The sequence below is a fragment of the Nocardia lijiangensis NBRC 108240 genome, assembly GCF_001613045.1.
GTDB classification, from domain to species: Bacteria; Actinomycetota; Actinomycetes; order Mycobacteriales; family Mycobacteriaceae; genus Nocardia; species Nocardia lijiangensis.
In genome coordinates this window covers 42,216-65,857 of sequence record NZ_BDBP01000007.1, presented here as the reverse complement: position 1 = coordinate 65,857, position 23,642 = coordinate 42,216, and the positions used below count along the sequence as shown (strand labels likewise).

Sequence of the window (23,642 nt, the reverse complement as noted above, 5' to 3'; positions counted from 1 at the left end):
CGACATCACCTCCCCGCCGCGCTGCGTGATTCACCGACGGACCGCAGTACGAACTCCCCCAGATCCTGTTCGGCGACCTCGCGGGCGCCTTCGATGATCTGCATGATCTTGGCGTCGCGATAGAAGCGGCCCGCCCGGCTGCCGGGAGCACAGCCCGCGGCTCCGAGGATCTGCACCGCGCGCTCACTGGCGGCTGCGGCCGCCGCTGCGGCGGCGTACTTCGCGCCGATGGTGGTGAGTTGCGCCGTCGGTTCGCGATCGATGCGGTCGCGGGCCGCGCGGGCGCACAGTGCTTCCGCGGCCTCCACATCCACCCAGCTGCGCCCGAGCATGGCGCGCACCGCCTGGTGGTCGGCGAGCCGGACACCGCTCTGCCTCCGGTCGTGCGCGTGTGCCGCGGCATCGGTCAGGCACGCCCGCGCCATCCCGGCGCAGCCCCACGCGATCGTGTACCTGCCGTGGTCGAGTGCGGTGCCCAGCACGTGCGACAGGCCGAAACCCGGACGGGCGATGATGTTTTCGGCGGGCACCCGTGCCGCATCGAAGGTCAGGTGCGCGATGCGCGCACCACGCATGCCCAGCTGATCGGTTACCGGTTCCACGTCCACGCCGGGCTGGCCGGTCTCCACCAGCGCGGCGACGGGGCCGTCTTCGGAGCATCCCGTCACCAGCACGACATCGGCCAGCGCCCCGAAGGTGACCCACATCTTGCGGCCCGACACGCGTCGCTCGGGCCCTGACCCGGTGAACCACGTGGCGATTCCCGAAAGGTCGCTGCCCGCACCCGCTTCCGTGGCCGCCAGACCCGCGACCAGCTCACCACCCGTCAACGCGGGCAGCCAGGACGCGCGCTGCTCGGCGGTACCCCAGCGGTCGACGGTCGCGGCGACCATGCCCTGCACCGTGAACAGCGAGCGCAGCGACGTGCACACCGCGCCCAGATCGGCGGCCATCCGGCCGGTGGCCAGCGCGTCCGCGCCACGGCCGCCGTAGCGCGTCGGCCGGTCCATCCCGAGCACGCCCGCCTCCGCGGCGGCGGTGACCATCTCGCGCGGCAGGCCCCTGCTGTCCCATGCGGCCGCGGCCGCATCGGCACTGTGTAGCAATACCTCTAGTTGCAGCAACGCTTCTGGTTGCGGCAATGCCTCTAGGTCGCTCACCTGCTCGTACCGCTGTCGACGGCGGTCCCGCACTTGCGGGTGACGAAGGCGGCGGCCCGCCGTGCGGTCCGGAAGTTGTCCAGATCCAGGTCGTCGATGTCGATCTCGAAGTCGTAGGTGCGCTCGAGATAGGCGACGATCTCCAGGGCGCGCAGCGAATTCACCAGGCCCATACCGAAATAGTCGTCGTCCGGTCCGAGCCTGGTCGCCGTGACCACGCTGAAATGCTGTACCAGCCGCTCCACCAGCTCCGGATGTGGTGGGGTGCCTTCGTCGCTCATCTGTTGCCCGTCCTCGCCGGATATCACCGCCGGATACCCGGACGGAAAAGCTACCGGCTGGAGCTACGCCGCGAATGCCCCCAATTCGTCTGCCACCGACGCCCCGGGATCGGTTGTGCTCCCGGCGGAGCTGCCGCCGCGCCGCGAATCCTGAACTCCCGGAACGAGCTCAGCGTCACGCCCGATCCGGAAGGCGCAGTCAGGACTTGGACACCGGGCAGCCGTGAGCCAGCGGGCTCAGCAGCTGGTTGTTGTCGTAGAAATGCTCGAGCTCGAGGATGCGCAGATCCTCACTGACCCTGGCGATCGTGACACCGAACATCTCGATCGTCGCTCCGGTGGGCTGGTGCTCCCGGTACGGGCCGTCGTAGCTGCCCCAGTGCCGCCAGCGGAAGCTGACGGTGGGCGGGCCGGACAGCACCTCCAGCACCTCCCAGAAGAAGCCGTTCGGGAAGGCGGTGTGGAAGATCTTGTGTGAGCTTTCGAAGGTCTCGGCGGCGGCCTCATAGTAGGGGTTGTCGCCGATCAGGATGTTGTAGCTGCCGATCCGCGCGAATTCCTCCGCATCCTGCCAGGGGCCGCCGTTCACACGGCCACGGTAGTGCTCGGCCACCAGCGACACCCAGGTCGCCGGATCCTTCTTGTGCGAGACCTCCATCTCGAAGACCCGCACCAGATCCTCGACGATCGCTTCCAGCGATCCCGGTGCGTGTTCGGTGATTCGCTCCCGCGGCACGATCTCATCGGTCAGCCGGTAGTCCGGTGCGCCGTCGCGCCAGTCCTCGGCCGCGGCGGCCGCGACCACGGCATCCCGGCCCTGCAACCACAGCGGCGTTTCGTCCGTGGGTGTCGAATCAGTTGCGTCAACTGTCATTTCGGTTCTCATCCCGTTGAAGCTATTGGACGCGAAGACCGTAACAGTCGGTCGATATATTGTCGCGGCATCTCGACGCGCCGAGGCGCTCGAATGCTGTTGGGTACCTGGGATATTCGTCTGCAATAGTTCGTGCAACTCGGCGTAGCGAGGCATCATCGTGCAGGATTGCAGAGAATCCACCGGCCACGTCAGAGAGCTTCGCCGGGACCGCACTGTTCGACCGATCCCTAGCCGATGTCGCGCCCGCACGGCCGGATCACCTTCCGCGACAACCGGTTCCCTCTCGTCCGGTGACGGATCCGGTGCGATCCAGCTGCCGAGCAGGCGGATCGCCTCCTCGTCGGCGGCCGTGGCCGGGGTGAAGGCGACCAGGGTGAGATCGGTGTCGCCGGGCACCGGAAATCCGTGGAACAGCAGCGTGATCACCCCGACCACGGGGTGGCACACCTGCATCGTCCCGCTGCCCTTCTCCGCCACCCGGTGCGTCCCCCACAATGCGGCGAACTCGGGGCTGGCGACGGCGAATTCACCTACAAGAGAGGACAATTCGTTGTCACCGGGATGACGGCCCGCGGCCAGCCGCAGGTAGGTGACGATCGACTCCACCTTCTCGGCCCATTCGAGATAGAACTCACGGGCCGCCGGATCGAGGAAAACCAGTCGCGCACCGTTGGATTCACCGCTCAGATCCCAGCCCACACCGGCGAACAGTCCGATACACAGGTCGTTGGCGGCCACCACGTTCATCCGGTGATCGAGGATACGCGCGGGCGTCGTCGGCGACGAGTCGAGCAGGCGTTGCAGACCGGGATCGATCCGGGCACGGTGTTCCCGGCCCCGCGCGGGCCGTCGACGGGCGACCAGCCGGAACAGATGCGCGCGTTCGGTATCGGTGAGGCGGAGGGCACTAGCGACCGCATCCAGCACTACCTCGGAGACGGTGCCGATCCGGCCCTGTTCGAGCCGCACGTAGTAGTCGACGCTCACCCCAGCGAGTCGTACCACCTCTGCACTCCATACAGCAGGAGCTGCGGACTACCTGCTAGCTGATGCGGACTGACACGATCCTGCAGCTGACGCCGAGGCCGCGCGGGCTTGCTGCAGATCGTGGCCGAACACGGTGTCGAGATGCGTTACCAGCCGATGACAGAGGCCGAGATCGGCTGGGTCGTCGAGCTTTACGGCGAGGGGAAGTCACTCAACGCCGTTGCCCGCGTCGCCGCTGGATCGTGGAACAAACCATCGCCCTGCTCCACCAGTACCGACGCCTGGCCGTCCGGTGGGAACGCCGCACCGACATCCACTACGGATTCCTGAACCTCAGTGCAGCACTGATCTGTTGGCGACGACTCAGCAACCTAACCTGATAGGGCTTCTAAGCGTAGGTCAGGCCGACAGTCTTGTCCGTCTGATCGGTGGACAACTCCAGCGCAGGCGTTGCCCCAGCGGCTGTCCTGTTATGCAGATCCGCTCGGCAGGTGTCGGTGCATGAGCGCCGAGAACGCGTCCACGATCATCTCCGGTTCGAGAGGCTCGTCAGAGCATACGTAGTTGAGGGATTTCGGGCCGGGCGCATGCTGTTCAGCAATGAGTTGCCACTGCCGCTGCGGACGAACGACCGTTTCATCCATCCCTGTTTGGTACCAATGACGCCGTACCCAGCGGCATCCATTCCGCTCACGAACATTCACCAGGTTGAAATCCCAAGCATCGGTCGTGATGAGATCAACAGGGACGTCAGCGCGCTGTTGACCCGTAGTCACCACGCCTGCCACCAATGGATACGTCGGATCCGATGGCACTCCACCGCCGAATTGCACGCCAACGACCAGAGCCAGGTCACGCCAACGCAATGCCCACGTGCACCCATCGGCGTTATGTGACTCCGACTTCTCGAACTCGTCGCCGAGTTCGTCCCACAAAATGTCCGCCACCTCCTCAAGGAGGGTGTCGAGGTCAAGCAGACAGCGAACACGATCCTGGTTGATCTCCTCAGCGAGGCGGTTCTGACGTGCACACTCAGCCTGCTCGTCAAGTTCGCGTGCACTGAACTTCTGTGCAACCGCCGCCAAGCGTCGACGGACAACGGATTCGACCGGCCTACTCGCGCGAGCAAGGGCATCACTCACTGCACGCGCATCACCGAAACGAGACGCCGGGTCTTTGCTCAGCAAGCGAACGATGATCGTCTTCACCCGCTCCGGCACCTCGTCCGGCAATGGCGGCGGAGCCTCTTCCAACTGCTTCCGCCGGAGCTCGTCGCCGTCGAGATCATCGAATGGCTTGAAGCCAGCGAAGACTTCGTAGGCAATCACCCCAAGCGCATACAAATCGGTCCTGACTGTGGCGATACCCGACGAGAAATACTCGGGTGCCAGGTACTCCCAGGTCCCTTCACCTTTTCGGGTGAAAGTCGACGTGTGCTCCGTGAGGTCCCGCGAGATACCGAAGTCTGTGAGGCACCAACGGCCGTCGAGGAACACCACGTTTCCCGGCGTCAGGTCTCGATGAACGATCGACAGCTCAGCGAGCTGTTGCAGGCCCTCGCAGATGTCGAGCAGGATGGCGATCCGGTCGGAGGTCGGAAAGACGGCATGCTCGCGCAGCAAATCCTTCAAACTGCGTTCAGCGAGCGGCATGACCATCCAGATGGTGCCGTCATCAATCTTGTGTCCATAGTGCAGAACAAGATGGTCGTGGCGGGTTGCCGCCCGCAGCTTCTGCGCGATCTCGATCTCGCGACTGTGGATCTTGCGCGCGATCTCGCCGGAACCGGTCTCAACTACCTTGACCGCAACCGACGAACCGTCCGCTCTGGCGCCGCGGTAGACCACTCCGGCCCCACCTCTACCGATAATGTCGGCCTCGTCATAGGTCCACTCGGCTCCGTCAGCCGTCTCGATCGTTCTCACAAACCTGCCTTAAACTACCAAGGTCCATACAGCCCGGCCTGCATCGTACCCAGAGCTCAGCGGCCTGTTCTTCCAGAGTGACTCCTGCACAACAACGTTGACGACGCTGCGGTTCGCCGACCATGCGATTCTCACTCCAGATCTGCGCGCTACGTACTTCATGTCGCCTGAGCAGCGCGAATAACAGCTCAGAATTCCTCTCTCAGTTCCACCACCAACCGGGTCGGCCGATTCAGTCAGCGCCCAGGAGGCATTTCGGGTGCCAGACAGGCTGTCTGACCGCGCGATAGGCGGCATGAGCGTGCGTTGCTGCCGGAGGTCAGCCGGTTGCGCGAAGCGGTAAACACGTGACTCCGCTTCGGCGCGCAGAACTCTGCCGCCACGGTAAGTGGCTATGGGTGGATGCTCCGAGCATTGCCGGATCACAGTCCGACTCCAGCTAGCGCCGAGGACGAATACCCGATGATCGAGGCTCACAGAACCTCAGCAAGCGCTTGAAGAACTGCAGGACGCTCCGCCCCCGACACATCCTTTAGGGCCTCGCGGAGGAGTCTGATCTTGTTCTTGGTTACAACGACCTTGGCGATGGCGCCAGCCACAGACGCTGTTACACCGGTCGCGGTGGCGCTGACCGTGACAGCGAGGGCGTAGGGATCCATTGAGGAACAATCTCCATTTCGCATATCTGTTATCGGCCGTAATTTCAATATAGGCCTGCAGCGGACCAACGCCCTGTTTGACCATAACCAGAAGGTGATAACGACGGCGCGGTTAGGCGCCCAACCCTTCGCGGGTGGCCGTCCAGGACCATTACTCGATCCGCTACTTGCGACCAGTCGGCTGTTAGCCAGCGGACATCGAGTGGGTCAAGTGCCAAACCAACGTCACTGCCGTTTGCGGGCCACATGGCGACGCTGGGCCTTGTCAAGGATTTCCAGCGCTACGCTGATGATTTCCGGATTCTCCAACGCTGCCTCAAGGTCTTGGGTTTTCGCTACCCCGACGGCGTTGCAGATCAAGCCGCCGATGATGTAGAGCAGGCGCGCATCTTCGGAAAGCTCGTGATCGAGGAGTCCTTGACCTTCGATCATTCGCATGATCGTTCGCCGTCTCGATCTGCTGAGATCTGGTTGAGTAGCAGACTGGATCTCCGTACCGTCGCAAAGGTCTTGTTTTATAGGAAGATTCGGGCCGGGTGCAGCGACTCCCCGCCGACCTGGCTCCGCCGGAGCGAGGAAGCCACGGCGCCGGGCGGCTGCGATCCAATCACGAATGGTTGGTTCTGGTCGGTCGAAAGTCTGCGCCAGGCGTCGGAGCGCTCCCTTCCCCCGTTGGGCTTCGGCAATGTAAGCCTCGGATACCTCGATGAGCAGATCGTCGTCGAGCCCGGGACGTCCACGGCGACGCATCGCGATCGTGGTGGTGTTCTCGAGCGCCCGGCGCTGCTCGGCAGTGAGATCATCGACTGTCAACGTCGAGCCCATCATGACCGGAATGCCCTTGGTCCGCCAGGACTCATCGGGAAGATCCTGTTCGACTCGTGCGATGATGTCGCCGAGCGGGATTCGGCGTAGAACATCACTGGTGATGAGCGCAGCCGGCTCATGGCTAGGTGGGCGCTGTTCGTCAGGTTGCAAGTAGTTGTCGTGGTCATCCCAGCAACCCCACTTCGTGCGGAAGAGTTCGAGTTCAGCGATCTCCAATCCGCTACCGCGGTTTACCAGCACGGCATAGACGATGACCGGCAATTCCTCACTGCGGTAGACGATGTCGCATACATAGCCAGGACCACGGGACTTCTCCTTGATGTAGATCTCGATCCGGTCTCTGGGCCAGTCCTCGTCATCCCCAGGGTCTGCGTCGTTGTTCTGAGGGCCGAACCCCATGTCGAAGAACGATCCTTTTGTCAAGTCGACCAGTTGGCCCATTCGACTGCGGCTGTAGGACAGATCGCGCACTTGCAGGTCTGGATGGGCGATGAAGTCGACGGTCTCGGTCTCGGTCATGGAGCCAGATTAAGCAGTTCTGTGCCGGTATGACCGGAAAAACCTAGCTGAGTAAAGCTGCGGACTAAGTCATCCGAATCACCCGTTCTCGCAGTCTTGGTGGGCCTGGCGTCAAGTGGCCGTGGCCAGCGAGGGCGCCGCGGAGCTGCGAATTCAGATCCGCCCGAAGACTTCGGACGCTCGGAACTGGGCGCGCAGGCCGGGTTCGATCCCGAACGGTCCAAGCGAATCGCCACCGGCCCAACCTGTTTGCCTGATTGACCACTGGGCCGACTGCAAGCCATTGCACTTGCCTCAATCGCGGTGCGGTTCGGCGAAAACCGCCCATTTTGAATAGTTTTCGCGCAGTCTGCCTAGACGTGCTACCCCGCGAGGTTGGTGCCATGGTCCGGACTCGGTGGTCCGTCGCCCTTGTAACCAACCAGCGCAGGAACGCCACCGGCCTGTACTTCCGCGGCATCTAGTCCCCAACTTAACGGCACAGGTGTTCGGGCAAGATTTCGTTCAGCCGGGACTGCTGTGCGCCTGTGGCTTTCAGCATGTTGCGCCAGTCTCCCAGGTGCCGCCGCTCGGTCCAGGTGAACCGCAGTTGGAGCGCGCGCTTGCCCCCATCACGATGCGCCAGCCCGAACCAGCAGTGGTAGCCGCGACGATCGTCGCAGTAGCAGTGCCTTTCCTTGATGATCAGCGGCAATCCCCACAACGGGTCGATCAGTCGGTTCACGAACCGGTCATGGGTAGCCGACACCCCAACCAAGGTGTCGAACTCGAATTTGAGCTCGTCCAGACCCTCCCAGCCATTAACGTAGAAGGAGGAGCTGGCCGAGTGGAAAATCGCCGCTCGACGCATCAGTCCCGACCCGAGCCATGCAAGGCTGCGGGGTCGCTGGTCGTGCAGCTTCATCCGCACTGAGTCAGTGAGGAAGGACCGCGGCCAGTTCCACAATGCTTCCCCGCCTGCGGATTCGAGCTGGCACTGAAACTCCCACAGGACACGGCGCCAGTCGGTTCGTGGTCCACCGCGAAACACCAGACGGGCATCGGTACCGAGGAATCTCAATGTCAGATCTTGCCTGGTGACACATGCGACGCGCACGTTGGCGATCCCGTTGCTATAACCCGATTCGTCCACCGCGTGAGGCAACACCGCCTGCACCAGCCAGTTTGCATATGAGACTGTCGATTTCGCCGCATAGACCGTGTCGACCAAGCGCACGGTTGGCATGCCACCGTCAGCTGGCAGACTGATCTGCTCGACCCCGAAAGGACGCGACACGATCTGTCGGCAGTCCGCTAGCGCGGTGAACACCAGCGATTCCAAAACCTCTTGATCAGAGCATGCTGCCTGGGGAATAGGGGTTTTGCGGTCGAGCCGAGCGCCGCCGAGAATGGCCTGATGAGACATGCCTGTATAGGCACGGTAGACGCGTGGCGCAGTCTTACGATCGAGACGAGCAGGCATCAGTTCACTCTTTCCCTGGATACCGCTGCCCTAGGCACCCATCAAGGAGTCATTGCTCCGGCCGGAGCATGAACTGATGATCGATGACGATATTCAGTACTTCAGGGCGGCGCTCTGCGGCAGCCTTCTTCCTCTGTGGCACCACACAATTGGGCAGCGTATGGAACCGAGGATGGCCACCCCGGTGGCCATCACCGATCATGCCAGATCTTCGCGCCGAAGGCGAGCTGTGCCATCTCATGAGATTGGCTTCACCTTCGAGCGCACGCCGCAGTTTCGGGTCAAGGTACCGCACAGGTGTTTCCGTTCAACCAGCTCGTCGAAGACTGGTCTCTCCAACCCCGCCGAAACCATCGAAGAACTCGCAAACGCCTGCGCCGCTCACTGTCTGGCCATCGTCCGTGCAACCACCTGACGCTGTTGTGACAACGTGGGAATCACCCACAGTTCCGCTGCTCACACATCGGCAATATGGTGCGTTTGGCCGACCCAGAGGAGTAGGGCCAGTTGATCTTCCATAGCCCAGCGCTGGCCGCTTCGGACCGCGCGGAATCGCCCAGCGGCTGACGCGAGTTCGGGGATTCGTGGCCGAAACCGCTGGCCTGCAATGAGCACGCCAGCGTGGCAGCTGGCGGGCTCGGTGAGGGGCAACGGGCCGTCTCCGTCGTGGACGCGGCGAACAATGTCGTCCACCGACCGGCTCGGCGGGATCCGGCGCGCCGCGACCACGCCACCTGCGTGAGACTTTCCGCTCACGCCCACCTGCCACCGCTCACCGGCCCAGGCGAGCATTTAAGGAGTGCGTAACCGATATGTCACCCCAGCGAGCAGGGCCGACTCTGCACTCCTAAGGCTCGGAGCAGCCCGCGCGATCAGCGGCATTACCGCTCGCTATTGTCAAGTAAGGCCAGCTCTGTCGCCCTCGGATTTGGCCTGCTGCTCGGGCGGCGTCGTACTCAGTCAACAACGCGGCGGCCTTCAGTAAGCACCCGCCGCCCGACAGCTCGAAAACGCTGCGGGGAAGATCGCGGAAGCTCAGCGCATCTATGCCGAGCACCGGCGAAACCAGCTGTAGCCGTATCGGATTGTGCAGAAATCCGCGGCAAAGACGTGGAAGCGCAGCGGCACAAGAAAATTCGCTGCGCGGCGAGCACGTTAGACTCACGGGCAACCTTGCTTGACGAAAGGTGATCCAGTGGCTGTTGATGATTTGGCGTGGGCGGACGTCACTCCCCGTGGGGGACGAGATTCGCTGGGGGAGATCTACTGTCTCACCTTCATCCGTGATGTGGACGCTGCGGAGGCGTTGCGGCGAATGGGCGGTCTGCCCGGCACGTTTGCGACCCGCACGTGGTCGGATGTCGGGGACCTGGACAACTTCGACGATGGATATCCCGAGATGGCGATGGCGTTACCGCTGGGCGGGTGGACCGTCGTATTCGAGCCGGACGGGTTCAACGGCATCAGCCTGACCTCCGCGCTGTCACACGGAACCGAGGCGCTATCCGTGCTGCGGCACGACTACGCGTCCCCTGCGTTCGCCTATGCAGTCGATGGCGTGTTGATCACTGGGTTCGATCCGACCTGCCCTTACCCGCACCTACGGTACGGCGCCGATCCCGACCGCCTGCTCTCCCACATGCTCGAAGTCGGATTCGCTATGGGAGACAACGAGGACGACGAGGACGGCGATTTCGACGAGGACGACGATTTCGACAACAACCACGACCGCCCCCACGGGCGTTGCCTACGGTTGATCGAACAGTTCACCGGCCGTCTGCCCACGTTCGAGGCACTCACCGGCCCCTTGATGAGTGCACAGATCGAGCCCTGGTTCGCCGAAGCACACAAGGATCCGGCTGTTCGACGCGGCTACGACGGCCCCGTCGATGCGGTCACCGAAGTACGACGGCTCACCAGTCTGCACGGCTTGACCGACACCCCCGGCCTCGCCGACGCACTCGCCGCAGCAGAACGCGGAGAGCCGGTCTCGATCGCCCCCGACAGTTCACTCGGTGAACATGTGCGCAGCTGGCTCACCGAGCACCGGCGCGCCGGTAGGGCATCGAATGGCGGTGAAGGACGGTGGCGGATGACCGAGATCGAACGTGACCGCGCGTTCGATCTCGGGTTGCTCGCCCGCGCTCTCGGCGCCGCCATCCAACCCGGCCCCACCGCTGCGGGTTGACATCACGCTCGGACCGGCAGAACCCCCGGCTGTCCATGGGGTGTTCGACTGCCAGAATTGGCTGACAAAACCACACACTCGAACGGGCAAAGAACCCGCACAATATTCGGCATTTCAGGATGCTTGCCGACTTGGTGGTAGCGATGTGGTCGAAGACCGATATGGGGACATCCGTCCGCGCCTGTCCCGGGTCCGCGGACCGGCGGCAGCGGTTCCACCACTGCCTTAACCGATCCATCAGGATTCGTGCTCTCGCCGCGCCGAATCACGGGCTGCGGTAGGGAGAGGTGACATCGTCGTCTCCCTCCCGCAAGCGGGCATTTGAGGAGTGCGTAACCGACATGTCACCCCAGCCAGATGTGCGCACTACGTACTCCATGTCGCCTGAGCAGCGCGAAGAACAGCCCAGAATTTCTCGCTCAGTTCCACCACCAACCAGGTCGGCCGATTCAGTCAGCGCCCAGGAAGCATTTCGAGTGCCAGACAGGCTGTCCGACCGCGCGATAGGCGGCATTATCGTGCGTTGCTGTGGGACGTTATATCGGGACTTCGCTTACGGCCAGATCAGGTTCTGGCCCTTCAGGAATCGAGAAAGTCGACGAGCAGCGGCACCAGCGTCGCCGGACGGTCGAGGGGGATGATGTGACCACAGTCCTCGATCAAGTGCCCGGTCAAGGTGTCGGCGACCGGACGGAGTTGGTTTTCGAGTGTGGTTCCGACCGGGTGGGATCCGATGGCCATCGTCGGCACGGTGAGCCGGGCGGTGTCGACAGCCCGCCGGATCTGCTCAGCGCTGGTGGGCATCGCCCGATAGTAGGAGAAAGCGCACCGCAGGGAATCAGTGCCGGTGTAGGCGGCGACGAAGGCATCGCGGGTTTGTGCGGGGATGCCGCGGCCCTGGGTTCCGGTCGTCAGAAACCAGTCGAGGTAATCGGATTCGTTTTCGGCAAGGACTTTTTCGGCAAGACCTGGCACCGCGTGAAAACCGAACCACCAGGGCGGCCCACCGGCTAGAAAGGTTTCGGCACCGGGCAGCGTGCCCAGCAGCGATTCCATGAGCACCAGCCGGTTGACTCGTTCGGGCCGCCGCATCGCCAGTAGGAACGCTGGCGGAGCACCGGCATCGATCGCGACAACGGAGGCGCTGGTTTCACCCAGGGCGTCGAGCAGCCCCTCGGCGTCGGTGGCAAGCGTGCCCGCGTCGTAGCCGTCCTGTGCTCGTGTGCTGGCGCCGAGGCCGCGCAGGTCCGGCGCGATCACCCGGTGTCGTTGGACGAGTGGGCCCATCACCTCGCGCCATAGCTGCCAGGTGTGTGGAAAGCCATGCAGCAGCAGGACTGCCGGTCCGGTGCCAGCGATCGCCACGTTCGCTTCGATCCCGTTGGTTGCCACCATCCGCACTGTGAGATCTGGCAGTTCGTGAGACATTCGATCCTCCGCTAGACGGTTACCGATAGTTACTAGCTGACCGTAGGTAACCTGAGGTAGCCTGCCAAGACGGCACTTTTGATACAGGTGGTGAGCTCCAGGTGACTACCCGAACCAGCACAGGCCAGCGCGGGGATCTGTTCGCTCCGGGCTGCCCGACCCGTCGGCTTCTGGATCGGCTCGGCACCAAATGGGTGTCCATGGTGGTGAAACTGCTCGCCGAGGCCGCGCCCGGCGAGGTGCGCTTCGCCGAACTGCAGCGTCGGATGCCCGGCGTATCGCAGAAGATGCTGTCGGTGACTCTGCAAAGCCTGTCCCGCGACGGGCTGGTCGCCCGCCGCGTCGAACCCACCGTTCCCCCGCGCGTTCACTATCGCCTTACCGATCTCGGGCTCTCCCTGGAAAATCCGCTGGCCGCGCTGCGGGCGTGGGCGGAGGAGCACATGGCCGAGATCGACGCCGCCGCAAAACCTGCGGGCCACGCATGACCTCAGGTCTATCCCGGCGATAGCCACGAAGATTCCCACGGTGTGTGGCGGCGTTACGTGGCCGTCAGCGGGTCGAAGACGAGACGGCGCACCTAGCGGCCGTCGCTCGGGTCGATTAGGCGAAAGATCCGCTCATCGGCAATATGGTGCGTTTGGCCGACCCAGAGGAGTAGGGCCAGTGGATCTTCCATAGCCCAGCGCTGGCCGCTTCGGACCGCGCGGAATCGCCCAGCGGCTGACGCGAGTTCGGGGATTCGTGGCCGAAACCGCTGGCCTGCAACGAGCACGCCAGCGTGGCAGCTGGCGAGCTCGGCGAGGGGCAACAGGGCCGCCTCCATCGTGGACGCGGCCAACAATGTCGTCCACCGACCGGCTCAGCGAGATCCGGCGCGCCGCGACCACGCCACCTGCGCGAGACTTTCCGCTCACGCCCACCTGCCACCGCTCACCGGCTCAGGCAAGCATTTATGGAGTGCGTAACCGATACGTCACCCCAGCCAGATGTGCGCACTACGTACTCCATGTCGCCTGAGCAGCGCGAAGAACAGCTCAGAATTCCTCGCTCAGTTCCACCACCAACCGGGTCGGCCGATTCAGTCAGCACCCAGGAGGCATGTCGAGTGCCAGACAGGCTGTCCGACCGCGCGATAGGCGGCATGTGCGGACATCCAGATCAGCGACGGCTATCAAACACCCCTGCCAGCGCGTTAGCCGCTACGAGATACCGTGCCCTGAATCCGAGACGTGCTCGTTCCGCCGTAATCCGCATATTTGTAGGTCGCCGAAACCACCCGGCTACTGCCGGCCTCGCAATTCGGATCCCGCAGGTGGGTAAACGCGAACTCGTTGCCTGTACCAGGCTGATACAGCATCACTTCGGTTCCCGGCGGACCCGACCGTAATGGCAGCTCGTCTCGAAACGAGATCGCGGTCGGCGGGGTAGTTTCGACGCTGCCTGTGCCGTTACGCAGTGTGACCACGACCCCGAACACGTTGTCGGGCACATCCTTCGGCGGATACGACTGTGTCGCGCCGCCCGTGTAGACGGTCGTCTGTCCCTCGTCGGTCCAGTCCGACAAGTTCCTGCCGCAATGGGGGTCAGTGACGAGCTGAGCCAGGACACCGGACGGGGTGCCGCTGCCCGCGATCAGCGGCGGAATCGTGACCACCACACCGACGAGAATGGCAACTACCAGCACTGCTCCGCCTCGCATCGAGGCGGCGCGCGTCCGACCGGATCGGTTGCCATACAAGTGCAAGAAGGCTGCCGCGAACGCTGCGGCGAGTGCGAAGCACGCCGCGACGATGCTCGTGTCGAGGTGTCCGGATAACTCCGGCTTGTAATCGGACAAGTACAGCTCGGTCCCCACCCACTGAGCGAACAAACTGGCAACTACCCCACCCGCGATGGTGCCGCCAGGCGCGAACCGGTATGGCATCAGCCCGAAAATGCCAGTGACGACCAGCACCGGGCTAATCACAAGCAGGAACGGCCAATAGACCATGAGGTTGGCCGCGAAGCGGCCGCCCGCTTCGAGCTCGAACCGTGGATCCGATCCCGGCTCCGAGTACAGTCCGAGCCCGATCGCCACCCACGCCACAGCCAGCGCGCCGACGGCAACGACATGCAATATGTACGCGAGAAGGTTCAAGCGATTCCACGATGTATCACGAGCAAACACGCGGTCACTGTATCGACCAGTTGTGTCCGATCCGGTTACCAAGTGTGGAGAAATCGTGTGGGTCCGGTAGGAGACTCCGAAGTCGCGGAGCCCCAACCCATTCAGAGGGCGTCGCGAGTGCAGCAGGATCGGCGGCAATTCAGGTACGCCCAGCGCGGGCCGAGGGCTTCGCCAATGGTGTTCGCCCAAGTCATGGGCGGCACAGCGAATGCAGGTTGTTCGGGTCGTAGCGCTCGCCACCCATGCCCCTAGCCCTTTGAACATCCTCAACTCGGCAGAAGCGGACGTTCGTGACCGCGCGATAGGCGGCTACTTAACACTGGTGCCAGGACCTGATCCCGGCCAGGATCGGGTCCAGGTCCCGGTGAGAAGCTCCCTAATCGGCTGCTTGTCCGAACCGCTCGTGTCCACCGCTTGTACCGAAGCGGTGCAACTGGTAGGGACCGCGGGTTCCTGACCGGTGTCGGGGCCCCAGACCCGCACAGTCTCCGCGACCACCCGTGATCGCAACTGGTCAGCCGTCGACGCCAGACGCCACACATGCGGACACATCAAGGATGTGCGTAACCAAGATGTCACCCCGGCGAGTGGAACCGACTCCGCACTCTTGCGACTGGCGGTGCTCTCTGTCAGCGACAGCTCATAGAGCTCGGGCATCTCCACAGACAGATCCCGAGTGCGTAGCAGCTCGGCGAGTTCGGTGTAGTGGGTGGGCTGGTGCCAGGCCCCGTGAAGGAGGATCACGTCGGTCACTCACGCACACTAACGCTCACCGCCGGTCCGCCCTAGGAAAAGCAAGGTTCCATCGACGTCCAGAAACTGGTGTAAGGGAAGCGCGGTGTGGATTGCGTGGTTCAGCCGAAGCGGGTGTCGTGTGCCGTGCGGTTGGTGAGTACTTCGTCCATGTGCGTCTCGGCCCAGCCCTTGATCTCGCGGACCAATTGATGCAGTGAGAGGCCGAGGTCGGTCAGTTCGTAGGAGACCGTCACGGGCACGGTCGGTGTCGCGGTGCGGGTGATCAGACCGTCTCGCTCCAGGGAACGCAGGGTTTGGGTGAGCATCTTCTGACTGACGCCTGCCAGCAGGCGCGACAGCTCCGAGTAGCGCATCGAACCCGGCTCACCGGCGCAGGGGTCGCCGGGCTGACGCGATCCGCCGTTGCCGAGCGCGGTCACGATCAGTGTGACCCATTTATCGGAGATCCGTTCGAGCAGTTTGCGGCTCGGACACGCCGCCAGGAAAGCGTCATATTCGGACTTGGACTGAGCTCTCTTCTGGGCTGCCGTCATCGTCGCCATCAGTCGCTCCTCCAACCTGCGGGTGAGTTACGCACTTCGAAGTGCCTACTTCCTATTGGGAACTTACACGTCAATGCTGAAGCAAGGCTCCAGTAGGCGCCAACCAGTTCGAGATGAAAGGCAGAGGTATGAACGCACCCTCCCCTTCGCTTCCCGGGGGAACTTGGACCCTGGGCGACCTGACTGTCACCCGGTTCGGCTACGGCGCAATGCAACTCGCCGGCCCCGGGGTCATGGGTCCGCCTGCCGATCGCGACGGCGCGCTCGCCGTCCTGCGTGAGGTCGTCGACTTCGGAATCACCCACATCGATACCGCCGACGCCTACGGGCCACGCGTCACCAATCAGTTGATCCGCGAAGCACTGCACCCTTACCCCGAATCGCTACACATCGTGACCAAGGTCGGCGCAACCCGCGATCAGCAGGGCGGATGGCCCCCGGCCCGACGACCCGAACAGCTGCGCCGCGCAGTCCACGAGAACCTGGAGGCGCTCGGCCTCGAGGCGCTCGACGTGGTCAACCTCCGGCTCGGCAATGCCGCAGGGCCGCAACCCGGTTCACTCGCAGAGCCCTTCGAGACCCTCGCCGAACTCCAGCAGCGAGGGCTGATCCGCCACCTCGGCGTGAGTAACGCGACGGCCGAACAGGTCGCCGAAGCGCAGACGATCGCGCCGATCGTGTGCGTGCAGAACATGTACAACCTGGCCTACCGCCGAGACGACGAACTGATCGACACCCTCGCAGGGCAGGGCATCGCCTACGTACCTTTCTTCCCACTCGGTGGCTTCACCCCACTGCAGTCCGCAACGCTGTCGGCCGTCGCCGCCCGGATGAATGCGACACCGATGTCGGTCGCCCTGGCCTGGCTGCTGCACCGGTCACCGAACATCCTGCTGATCCCCGGCACCTCGTCGACGACCCATCTACGCGAGAATCTCGTCGGCGCGGGACTGCCGCTCTCCGACAAGGACATCGACGAACTGGAAAAGATCAGCCACTAAACGAGTTCCGCCCTGCCGCCGCGGACCGTGACCAACGAACGCACTCAACTCGGCAATATTGTGCGTTTGGCCGACCCAGAGGAGTAGGGCCAGTTGATCTTCCATAACCCAGCGCTGGCCGCTTCCGACCACGCGGAATCGCCCAGCGGCTGACGCGAGTTCAGGGATTCGTGGCCGAAACCCAATCCGCGTTCGGCAGCGGTGTGGGTTCATTCTTGGGGCGGTCCGAACAGCATCCACAACAACCCGGATGCCCGGTGAACTGAGGATTTCCGCCGATATCGCGATAGCTCGGCGGGGCTATCGCCGGTCCGGCATCGATTCGCGGTGAAGGGCGCGACGCCCTGTCGCCCGTGCGGTCCATGGTGACGTCTACTCGGCGCGGAGGTACGCGGGCTGGGTGGGTTGCGTCGCGGCTGAACGAGAAAGAAGGGTCGCGGCCATCTCCGCCACGGCAGAGCTGGCTCTGCCGCGGCCGGGCGGCCGCTTCGGCGACAACGAGCGTGGTGCGGCGGAAGTTATCGGCCTCCGCCGCATTCTGTTTCTCGAGCCCGGTCGTGGCCGCGATGGTGCCCCGCATCACGTGGTCGGCGAGTCCGGCGACGGACTTTGCCAGTCGCCAACTCGATGTACTTGGTCTTCGCGGCCTGATTGGTGCTCGAGTCGCTTGGTTATCGTGCTCCCGCACCTGCCAGCGGCTGAACCTTCCGTTCCTCAGCCTCGAGTATGCGGTCCTCCTTGACGAGGAGGTAGATCAACAGCCCGCTCATGACAAAGTGGCCGCCGGCGGTGTACAGGCCAGGGAAGTAGCCGCCCTTGATGATCGGGAAGATGAAATGGGCGATTCCGTTGAGCAGGCCCGCGCCCAGGGCGTACCACCACAGGAAGAAGTTGGACACCCGGATCCGGTAGAGTGCGCCCGCACCGGCGAAGAAGTAGAGCGCGCCGAAGCCGAACACGAAGACCAGCAGGAACTCTCGCTCCGGCCAGTCGCGGGGGGAGTTGAACAGCTCGACGATCTCGTGGGGGAAGCCGCCGGTGTACTCCTCGGCCATATGGATGAGCTGAAAGCCGACCGCGCACAGGTAGACGGCGATCACCTTCCTGGACTTCACCGGGCGGGCGTAGCTGAAGGCTATCCAGCCGATCCACGCCAGCACACTGGCCACCGCGAGCACGATGGCTCCCTGTATGGGGAGAGTGAGCAGCGCCCACGCGCAGAAAGCGGCGGCAAGGACTGCCATGATGGTCGCCGAGTAGATTTCAGGTCTTTTGGTCATGGCCGCAACCCTAGGAATATTGCGGTCCCAGTCGCTTCCGTCATGCTACTGATGATCGCCCGGGGCACATCAGTCATATGACGGACGCGACACAGCAGCACCGCGGCCTAGCGTCGCCGTCATGAAGTCGAGCAATAGCGGTAGAGCCGTCCAAAGAATGTTCCGCGTCTTCGCTGTCGCATTCCTTATGGTGCTGGCCCCGCCCGGGCTGGCCCAGGCGCATGTGGTGGAGTCCGGAGCGGATCTGCGGGTGACGCAGACTTTCAGGGCGGGCGAGGTCACGCTCGTTGTCGCCCGGGTCACGCAGGTGCCGGCATCGCTGAGGGTGAGCGCGCAGGCCATCCATCCCACGAGCGCGGCTCTAGAGCTGGAAGTGCGGTCACTGACCGACGGCAGCAGCTCGACCGGTTCGGTGCGCGTAGGAGAAGATCCCACCGCCTTGCCAATCGGTCACACCGGCCCGCACGAGTTGCATGTTCGCGCCGGTGACGAAATATCGGTGATCCCATTCCGGGTTCTTGTGCCCGGCCACGACCCCTGGGCGATGGTCACCGACGGCGCGTTCCTGATCTCTGGGCTGCTGTTAGTGGGCGGCGTGCTGACCGGCCGCCTGTCCAGACCCATCGTGGGCGCCGCGAGCGCATCGGTTGCGGCCGCGATCGTCTTGACAGTGCTCCAGCCGTCCCTGCCCGCTCCACCGGAGGGCGCCGCGCCCGTGGCCGAGGTCGGTCGGCCATACGCGCAAGCTCGCTTCTCGACACTGCCGGTCCGGCCCGCCACGGGCGCAGAGTTCACCCTGACCCTACGGCTCACGGACGGCTCGACGGGACGGCCAGTGGATGACCTCGCCGTCCACCACGAGGCCCCGGCGCATCTCGTGGTCACCAGTGAAGACGGCGCCGTCCTCCGGCATGTACACCCGTTGCGGACCGCACCGGGTGTCCTGGCCGTACGGCTGCGTGTCCCGCAGCCGGGCCGCTACCTCGCCTACGCCGAGTTCGAGCGGCAGGAGTCGGGCGGGCAACTGGTCTCCGGTGCCTTCGAGGTCTCCGGTGCCGCCCAGTCGGACGCCCCAGTCCATGACCCTGCCGAACCCCGCCTCACCCCGGCCACGCCGACGGCCGGAAGCCCGGTGACTATCGAGGTCAGTGTGGCGGGACCGGTACAGCCATGGCTGGGCATGCCCGGCCATCTGATCGTCAGGAGCGCGGACGGAGTCCACCTGACACATGCGCACGGGATGAAGGGCGGTGGTTCCGCGCTGCGCTTTACCCTCACCTTCCCGGAGCGGGGCCGCTACCTGGCGTGGGCCCAGTACGCCGCCGAAGGCCGACTCGTGACCCGGCCCTTCACCGTGGCGGTGAACCGGTGAAGCGCACGTATTTCCTGCTGGCCGCTTGTCTTCTCCTGTCGGGTGTGCTGTTCGCCGTCGCGACGAATTGGTTCGGCCGCGCCCCCGAGTACGTGGCGGCGGCGGGCACGCGATACACCGTCAGCGTGCTGCCTGTCGATCCGCTCGAGGTGCGGGTGACTTCCGGTGACGCCGACACGGTCACGGTGGCGGCGGTCATGCCGAGCATGGGTCACGCGCTGCCGCCGGTCGACACCGTCCAAACCGAGCCCGGCCGCTTCGTCGCTGCGGAGGAGGTGTTCGTCATGGGCGGCGAGTGGGAGCTGTCGATCACTGTCTCCGGGACCGGCGGCCAAGAGGTGATCACCGTCAGCACGGTAGTCGACCGGTGACTTGCTGAGGTTTACGCCGCGATGTCGCCCTCCGCACGCTGTTGGCTGGGGTCCACACCGGCAGTGGCACAACGGATCTTGCAGGGCATCGACATCGACCATCGCCAGGTCCGCGTAACCACCGCTGCTGCCCGCTCCGAGATGGCCCACCACCCGCCTGCCCAGCCACCGCGCATCGACCCTGTCACCGAGTTCGGCCACCACGCCGGCCACCTCCCGCCCCGGCGTCATCGGTAACCGTGGCAGCGGGAACGGACCGCCGTCGACAACCCAAGTGCGGCGGTGAACAGGTCAAAACCGGCGATAGATAATCGGCTGCGCGGCGATGCCGTTGGCTTTGAAGTTGGCCAGCACGAAGCTGCGGAAGGTGGGCCGGAAGATCAGGCTGGGTAGGAAGGTCCGCCAGTTCGGCCAGCTGGCGTGGTTGACGAGCCCGTAGTCTGCGGGCTCCCCCTCCACTGGCCGCATCAGTGCGGAGTTGGGCAGCGCGGTCTTGGCCTGGAACCACCCTGCGGTGTACTCCCACACCTTCAGCAGGGTCTCGCGGTCGTCGGCGTAGAAGTAGTTGAACAGGAAGCAGTGGTCTCGGCTGTGGTCCACGTCGCCGAGCAGCCCGGCGTTGTCGGCGACGATCTGGTGGGTCCGGCGGGCGGCCGCGCTGAGAGTCTCGACAAGTTCCTTGTAGGCGGCGCTCTCGCGCAGCTCCAGCGCGGCCTCCACGGACGCGGTGCGGATCAGCACGACGAGGTCGAAGCGCGCGGGCCGGAGACCCCTGGCGGCCAGCACCTCGTCGCCCTCGCCCGGTGGCCGCAGGACCGCGCGGAACACGTTTACCTCGCGCGCCTCCATGCCCGCGGTGAGCGCCGCGAGGCGGGCGGCCAGCTGGATCGGAGCAGATGCGAAGGGGCCACGCCAGGAGCCGACCTCGCCAGCCAGCATGATAAAGCCGTCGTCGGTCGGGGGCAGTGCGCGGGCCTTGATCGCCGCGTGGTCATTGATCAGCTTCATGGCGCCGACGCTAGCCAGAGGCGTTCGGGATCGCTTCCGTCATCTGACTGGCGGTGAGGTGCTGTTCGGGGTCACGACACCAGCCTGGCCAGCTCCGCGCGTGAGGTGATGCCCAGCTTGGGGAATGCCTTGTACAGGTGATAGGCGACGGTGCGCGGGCTGAGGAACAGCTGCGCGCCGATTTGGCGGTTGGATGCGCCTGTGACGGCCAGCCGGACTACCTGAAGTTCCTGCGGCGTCAGCACGATCAGCGGATCGCTCACGCGGGAATGGTTGGGCACGGTATGTCCGGTCGCGCGCAGTTCGGCGGCGGCGCGGTCCGACCAGACGGCCGCGCCGAGCCGGTCGAAGGTCTCCATGGCGGCTTGCAGTTGCGGGCGTGCATCGACGCGACGCCTGTTGCGGCGCAACCACTCTCCGTACACCAGGCGGGTACGTGCCTCGTCGTAGGGTTGCCGGTGTTCGGCGTGCAGCGCCAGGGACCGCTCGAAAAGCTCCCCCGCGGCGCTGTCGGGGGCCAGCAGCGCACGGGCCCGGTGCAGGATGGCGAGCGCCGCCGCTTGGCCGGTGCCCTCGACCCAGTCCGCGAGGGGCTTCAGCCGATCGTGGCCCCGTTGCGAATCGCCCAGCCGGACAGCGGCTTCGATGTAGTCCGGCCACGAATACCACCACAGGAAGGCGTGGCGGGTGGGACCGGTCATCGCCTGGTCCACTCGATCGAGCACCGAGTCGTAGCGACCCCACCCGAGATCGAGGATCACCCGCGAGTACTCGGCCCAGCAGGCGGCCGGCATCCAAGCCCGGTGGTCCGCGTCCCGAATCGCCTGTTCCGTCAAGGAAATACACTCGGCCTCCGCCCCACTGACCGCGGACAGCCAGGCGTGCACGCCCGCCAGGTAACCGCGCCACATCGGCTGGCCGACATCGGATGCCAAGGCCATGCCCGTGGTTGCCGTCGCCCGCGCGGATTGGTGCCGGCCGTTGAACAGCTGGGCGATGGCGAGGAGCGTCATGGCCTGAGGCATGCGTCCCAGTCGTCCTTCGGCCCGGCATTCCTCGACGAGTCCGGTCGCGCGCTCGAACATGCTGTGTGCGCCTGCGCGGGCCAGGTCCTGAAACGCGATGAGGTAACGCAACTCCGGTGGTAGGTGATCGGCCGGAATCACGAAATCGGCCGCGGTCGCGGGCGTGCCCTCGACGAGGATGCGCAACGCGCGGTTGGCCGCGCGCACCGTGGTGGGCAGTCCTTCACCCTCCGGGCACATCTCCTCGGAGCGGCGAGCCAGCGCGAGCTGATCCGGATGGGCGGCGCTGGCCCAGGTGTAGTAGCCCCCCAGCGCGACCAGCGACAGCCTGGCTAGCATGTCGTCCGCTGCCTCGGCCCCCTCGTGCATGAGCCGCACGGCCGCCAAGGGCCGATCCGACCGGAGTTCCAGTTTCGCGCGTACGTAGGCGAGCTGTGCCAAGACATCGCCCGTCGGTGTCGCCGCCTCGGCCTGGCGTCGTGCCCGGTCCACCAGTTCACCCGCGCGTTGCCACAGGCCCGCTTCGGTCGCGGCCTCGGCCGCGGCCGTCCACCGGCGAACAGCCTCACCGGGTTCGGTGGACAGCTCGGCCGCGCGAGCGTAGGTTGCCGACACCGCCGCCTGCCCACCGCGTTGCCGCGCACGCAGCGCCACAGTTTCGAGCTGCTCGGCCAATTCCTCGTCGGGCCCGAGGGCAGCGGCAGCGAGATGCCAAGCGCGTCGGTCGGCGTCTACCGCCGCGGCCAACGCCCGGTGTGCGTCCATCCGGGCGGCGATGTCGCAAGCCAGCAGCACCGCGGTACGCACCAGCGGATGCCGGAAGGTGACACCGTCTGGGCCCACCCCGACCAAGCCCGCCCGCTCGGCCACAGCGAAGTCCTCCAGCGAAGCGCCGAGCAGGCCGATCGCGTGCGCGAGCACATCCAACTCGTCGATGTGCTCCAACGCCGACACCAGCAAGCAGGAACGAGTGGCCTCCGGAAGCGCTGCGATCCGTGCGCGGAACCCCATCAGCACCCTGTCCGTCACAGGCTGTGCGGCACCCGGAGAAAAGGGCGGCAGGACCAGTGCGCCTCTGCGTTGCTCGGCGGTGAGCATGCGGGGCAGCTCGATCAGGGCGAGCGGATTGCCCATCGCCTCGGCGACGATCTGGTCACGGACGGCGGGCGGCAGGTCCGAGGCCTGATCGTGGAGGAGCGTGCGGGCAGCCTCGTCGTTAAGGCAACCCGGCCGCAACTCGGGCAAATCCCATGCGGGGCAATCGTCCCCCGAGCACCACCCGTTCCTCGAGGCGAACAGCATGATGACAGGCTCGGCATGCAGGCGGCGGGCGGCGAACTGCAGGGCGTCGGAAGATTCACCGTCCAGCCACTGCGTGTCGTCGACCAGGCACACCACCGGGCTCGCCGCCGACAGCTCCACCAGCAGGCCGAGCGTCGCCAGCCCGACCAGGAACCGGTCGCCGTGCACGACGTCACCCAGACCGAGTGCGGCGCGCAACGCGTTCGCCTGCTGCTGTGGCAACGCCTCCACCTCATCGAGCACTGGGCGCAGCAGCCGGTGCAGGGCAGCGAACGGAAGATCGGCCTCGGACTCGACACCGGCGACCCGCAACACCCGTGCCCGCGCCGCCGCGCCCGCGTACTCCAGCAGAGCCGACTTACCGACGCCCGCCTCGCCGCGTACTACCAGCGCGCCGGACCCGCCCTGCAGCAACTCGTCTATGACGGACTGCTCCGCTTGCCGCCCGAACAGTATGGAACCCATCCAGCAACGCCTATCCCTCGTGCCGTACGAAACACG

20 protein-coding genes and 1 pseudogene are annotated in these 23,642 nt (G+C 64.9%); 7 read left to right on the top strand and 14 right to left on the bottom strand.

Translation table 11 applies throughout. From position 1 onward, the window contains the following. Nucleotides 1-5: 5 nt before the first annotated feature. From NL1_RS03245 to NL1_RS36165, 3 genes are all read right to left on the bottom strand, one after another. Nucleotides 6-1,160 (bottom strand): acyl-CoA dehydrogenase family protein, encoded by a 1,155-nt coding sequence (locus NL1_RS03245; RefSeq protein ID WP_245673066.1) that lies wholly within the window; start codon nt 1,158-1,160, stop codon nt 6-8. Then, nucleotides 1,157-1,441, bottom strand: coding sequence for an acyl carrier protein (locus NL1_RS03240; RefSeq protein WP_067834119.1), 285 nt, complete (start codon nt 1,439-1,441; stop codon nt 1,157-1,159). The genes NL1_RS03245 and NL1_RS03240 overlap by 4 nt, the downstream gene beginning before the upstream one ends. A 199-nt stretch (nt 1,442-1,640) precedes the next feature. After that, nucleotides 1,641-3,323: an MmyB family transcriptional regulator gene (locus NL1_RS36165; RefSeq protein ID WP_084510265.1), complete on the bottom strand. Its 1,683-nt coding sequence runs from the start codon at nt 3,321-3,323 to the stop codon at nt 1,641-1,643. 90 nt (nt 3,324-3,413) lie between these two features. Between NL1_RS36165 and NL1_RS38700 the strand changes: the two genes are divergently transcribed. Beyond that, nucleotides 3,414-3,635, top strand: coding sequence for a hypothetical protein (locus NL1_RS38700; protein ID WP_067834117.1), 222 nt, complete (start codon nt 3,414-3,416; stop codon nt 3,633-3,635). Between the two features lie 140 nt (nt 3,636-3,775). On the opposite strand, the gene NL1_RS03225 is transcribed toward NL1_RS38700, so the two are convergent. From NL1_RS03225 to NL1_RS03210, 4 genes are all read right to left on the bottom strand, one after another. Then, nucleotides 3,776-5,230 (bottom strand): serine/threonine-protein kinase, encoded by a 1,455-nt coding sequence (locus tag NL1_RS03225; protein WP_084510264.1) that lies wholly within the window; start codon nt 5,228-5,230, stop codon nt 3,776-3,778. Nucleotides 5,231-5,703: 473 nt separating this feature from the next. Then, the gene (locus NL1_RS03220) at nt 5,704-5,889 is read right to left on the bottom strand and encodes a hypothetical protein (RefSeq protein ID WP_067834113.1); all 186 of its coding nucleotides are present in this window, start codon (nt 5,887-5,889) and stop codon (nt 5,704-5,706) included. A 225-nt stretch (nt 5,890-6,114) separates the two neighbouring features. After that, entirely contained in the window at nt 6,115-7,236 is a 1,122-nt protein-coding gene (locus tag NL1_RS03215; RefSeq protein ID WP_067834111.1) for a hypothetical protein, read from the bottom strand. 472 nt (nt 7,237-7,708) lie between these two features. Next, entirely contained in the window at nt 7,709-8,698 is a 990-nt protein-coding gene (locus NL1_RS03210; protein WP_156094634.1) for a hypothetical protein, read from the bottom strand. A gap of 76 nt (nt 8,699-8,774) precedes the next feature. Between NL1_RS03210 and NL1_RS37200 the strand changes: the two genes are divergently transcribed. Together NL1_RS37200 and NL1_RS03200 are read left to right on the top strand one after the other, a co-directional pair. Next, nucleotides 8,775-9,113: a hypothetical protein gene (locus NL1_RS37200; RefSeq protein ID WP_156094633.1), complete on the top strand. Its 339-nt coding sequence runs from the start codon at nt 8,775-8,777 to the stop codon at nt 9,111-9,113. A 780-nt stretch (nt 9,114-9,893) separates the two neighbouring features. Further along, nucleotides 9,894-10,886 carry a DUF6461 domain-containing protein gene (locus NL1_RS03200; RefSeq protein WP_067834105.1) on the top strand — a complete coding sequence of 331 codons (993 nt, stop codon included), beginning with the start codon at nt 9,894-9,896 and terminating at the stop codon, nt 10,884-10,886. A 579-nt stretch (nt 10,887-11,465) separates the two neighbouring features. On the opposite strand, the gene NL1_RS03195 is transcribed toward NL1_RS03200, so the two are convergent. Further along, nucleotides 11,466-12,281, bottom strand: a complete 816-nt coding sequence (locus NL1_RS03195) for an alpha/beta fold hydrolase (protein WP_245673070.1) — start codon at nt 12,279-12,281, stop codon at nt 11,466-11,468. A gap of 134 nt (nt 12,282-12,415) precedes the next feature. Between NL1_RS03195 and NL1_RS03190 the strand changes: the two genes are divergently transcribed. After that, nucleotides 12,416-12,802, top strand: coding sequence for a winged helix-turn-helix transcriptional regulator (locus tag NL1_RS03190; RefSeq protein ID WP_067834101.1), 387 nt, complete (start codon nt 12,416-12,418; stop codon nt 12,800-12,802). Between the two features lie 707 nt (nt 12,803-13,509). Here the strand turns inward: NL1_RS03190 and NL1_RS03180 are convergent. Further along, the gene (locus NL1_RS03180; protein WP_156094632.1) at nt 13,510-14,484 is read right to left on the bottom strand and encodes a hypothetical protein; all 975 of its coding nucleotides are present in this window, start codon (nt 14,482-14,484) and stop codon (nt 13,510-13,512) included. 854 nt (nt 14,485-15,338) lie between these two features. Continuing rightward, on the bottom strand, nt 15,339-15,782 hold the full coding sequence (locus NL1_RS03175) for a winged helix-turn-helix transcriptional regulator (protein ID WP_067834172.1): 444 nt from the start codon (nt 15,780-15,782) through the stop codon (nt 15,339-15,341). A gap of 128 nt (nt 15,783-15,910) precedes the next feature. Here NL1_RS03175 and NL1_RS03170 point away from each other — a divergent pair, with 128 nt between their 5' ends. Beyond that, entirely contained in the window at nt 15,911-16,783 is an 873-nt protein-coding gene (locus NL1_RS03170) for an aldo/keto reductase family oxidoreductase (RefSeq protein ID WP_067834095.1), read from the top strand. Nucleotides 16,784-17,454: 671 nt separating this feature from the next. Here the strand turns inward: NL1_RS03170 and NL1_RS03165 are convergent. Next, entirely contained in the window at nt 17,455-18,063 is a 609-nt protein-coding gene (locus tag NL1_RS03165) for an HXXEE domain-containing protein (protein WP_067834093.1), read from the bottom strand. Between the two features lie 121 nt (nt 18,064-18,184). Here NL1_RS03165 and NL1_RS03160 point away from each other — a divergent pair, with 121 nt between their 5' ends. Next, on the top strand, nt 18,185-19,435 hold the full coding sequence (locus NL1_RS03160; RefSeq protein WP_156094631.1) for a DUF8832 domain-containing protein: 1,251 nt from the start codon (nt 18,185-18,187) through the stop codon (nt 19,433-19,435). Continuing rightward, nucleotides 19,432-19,806 carry a hypothetical protein gene (locus tag NL1_RS03155; protein ID WP_067834088.1) on the top strand — a complete coding sequence of 125 codons (375 nt, stop codon included), beginning with the start codon at nt 19,432-19,434 and terminating at the stop codon, nt 19,804-19,806. The genes NL1_RS03160 and NL1_RS03155 overlap by 4 nt, the downstream gene beginning before the upstream one ends. 102 nt (nt 19,807-19,908) lie before the next feature. Here the strand turns inward: NL1_RS03155 and NL1_RS40120 are convergent. From NL1_RS40120 to NL1_RS03145, 3 genes and pseudogenes are all read right to left on the bottom strand, one after another. After that, nucleotides 19,909-20,052 (bottom strand): annotated as a pseudogene (locus tag NL1_RS40120) (alcohol dehydrogenase catalytic domain-containing protein); the annotation flags it as partial. A gap of 45 nt (nt 20,053-20,097) precedes the next feature. Next, nucleotides 20,098-20,814 carry a hypothetical protein gene (locus tag NL1_RS03150; RefSeq protein ID WP_067834086.1) on the bottom strand — a complete coding sequence of 239 codons (717 nt, stop codon included), beginning with the start codon at nt 20,812-20,814 and terminating at the stop codon, nt 20,098-20,100. Between the two features lie 71 nt (nt 20,815-20,885). Further along, nucleotides 20,886-23,606 carry a helix-turn-helix transcriptional regulator gene (locus tag NL1_RS03145; protein ID WP_067834084.1) on the bottom strand — a complete coding sequence of 907 codons (2,721 nt, stop codon included), beginning with the start codon at nt 23,604-23,606 and terminating at the stop codon, nt 20,886-20,888. Between the last annotated feature and the right edge of the window lie 36 nt (nt 23,607-23,642).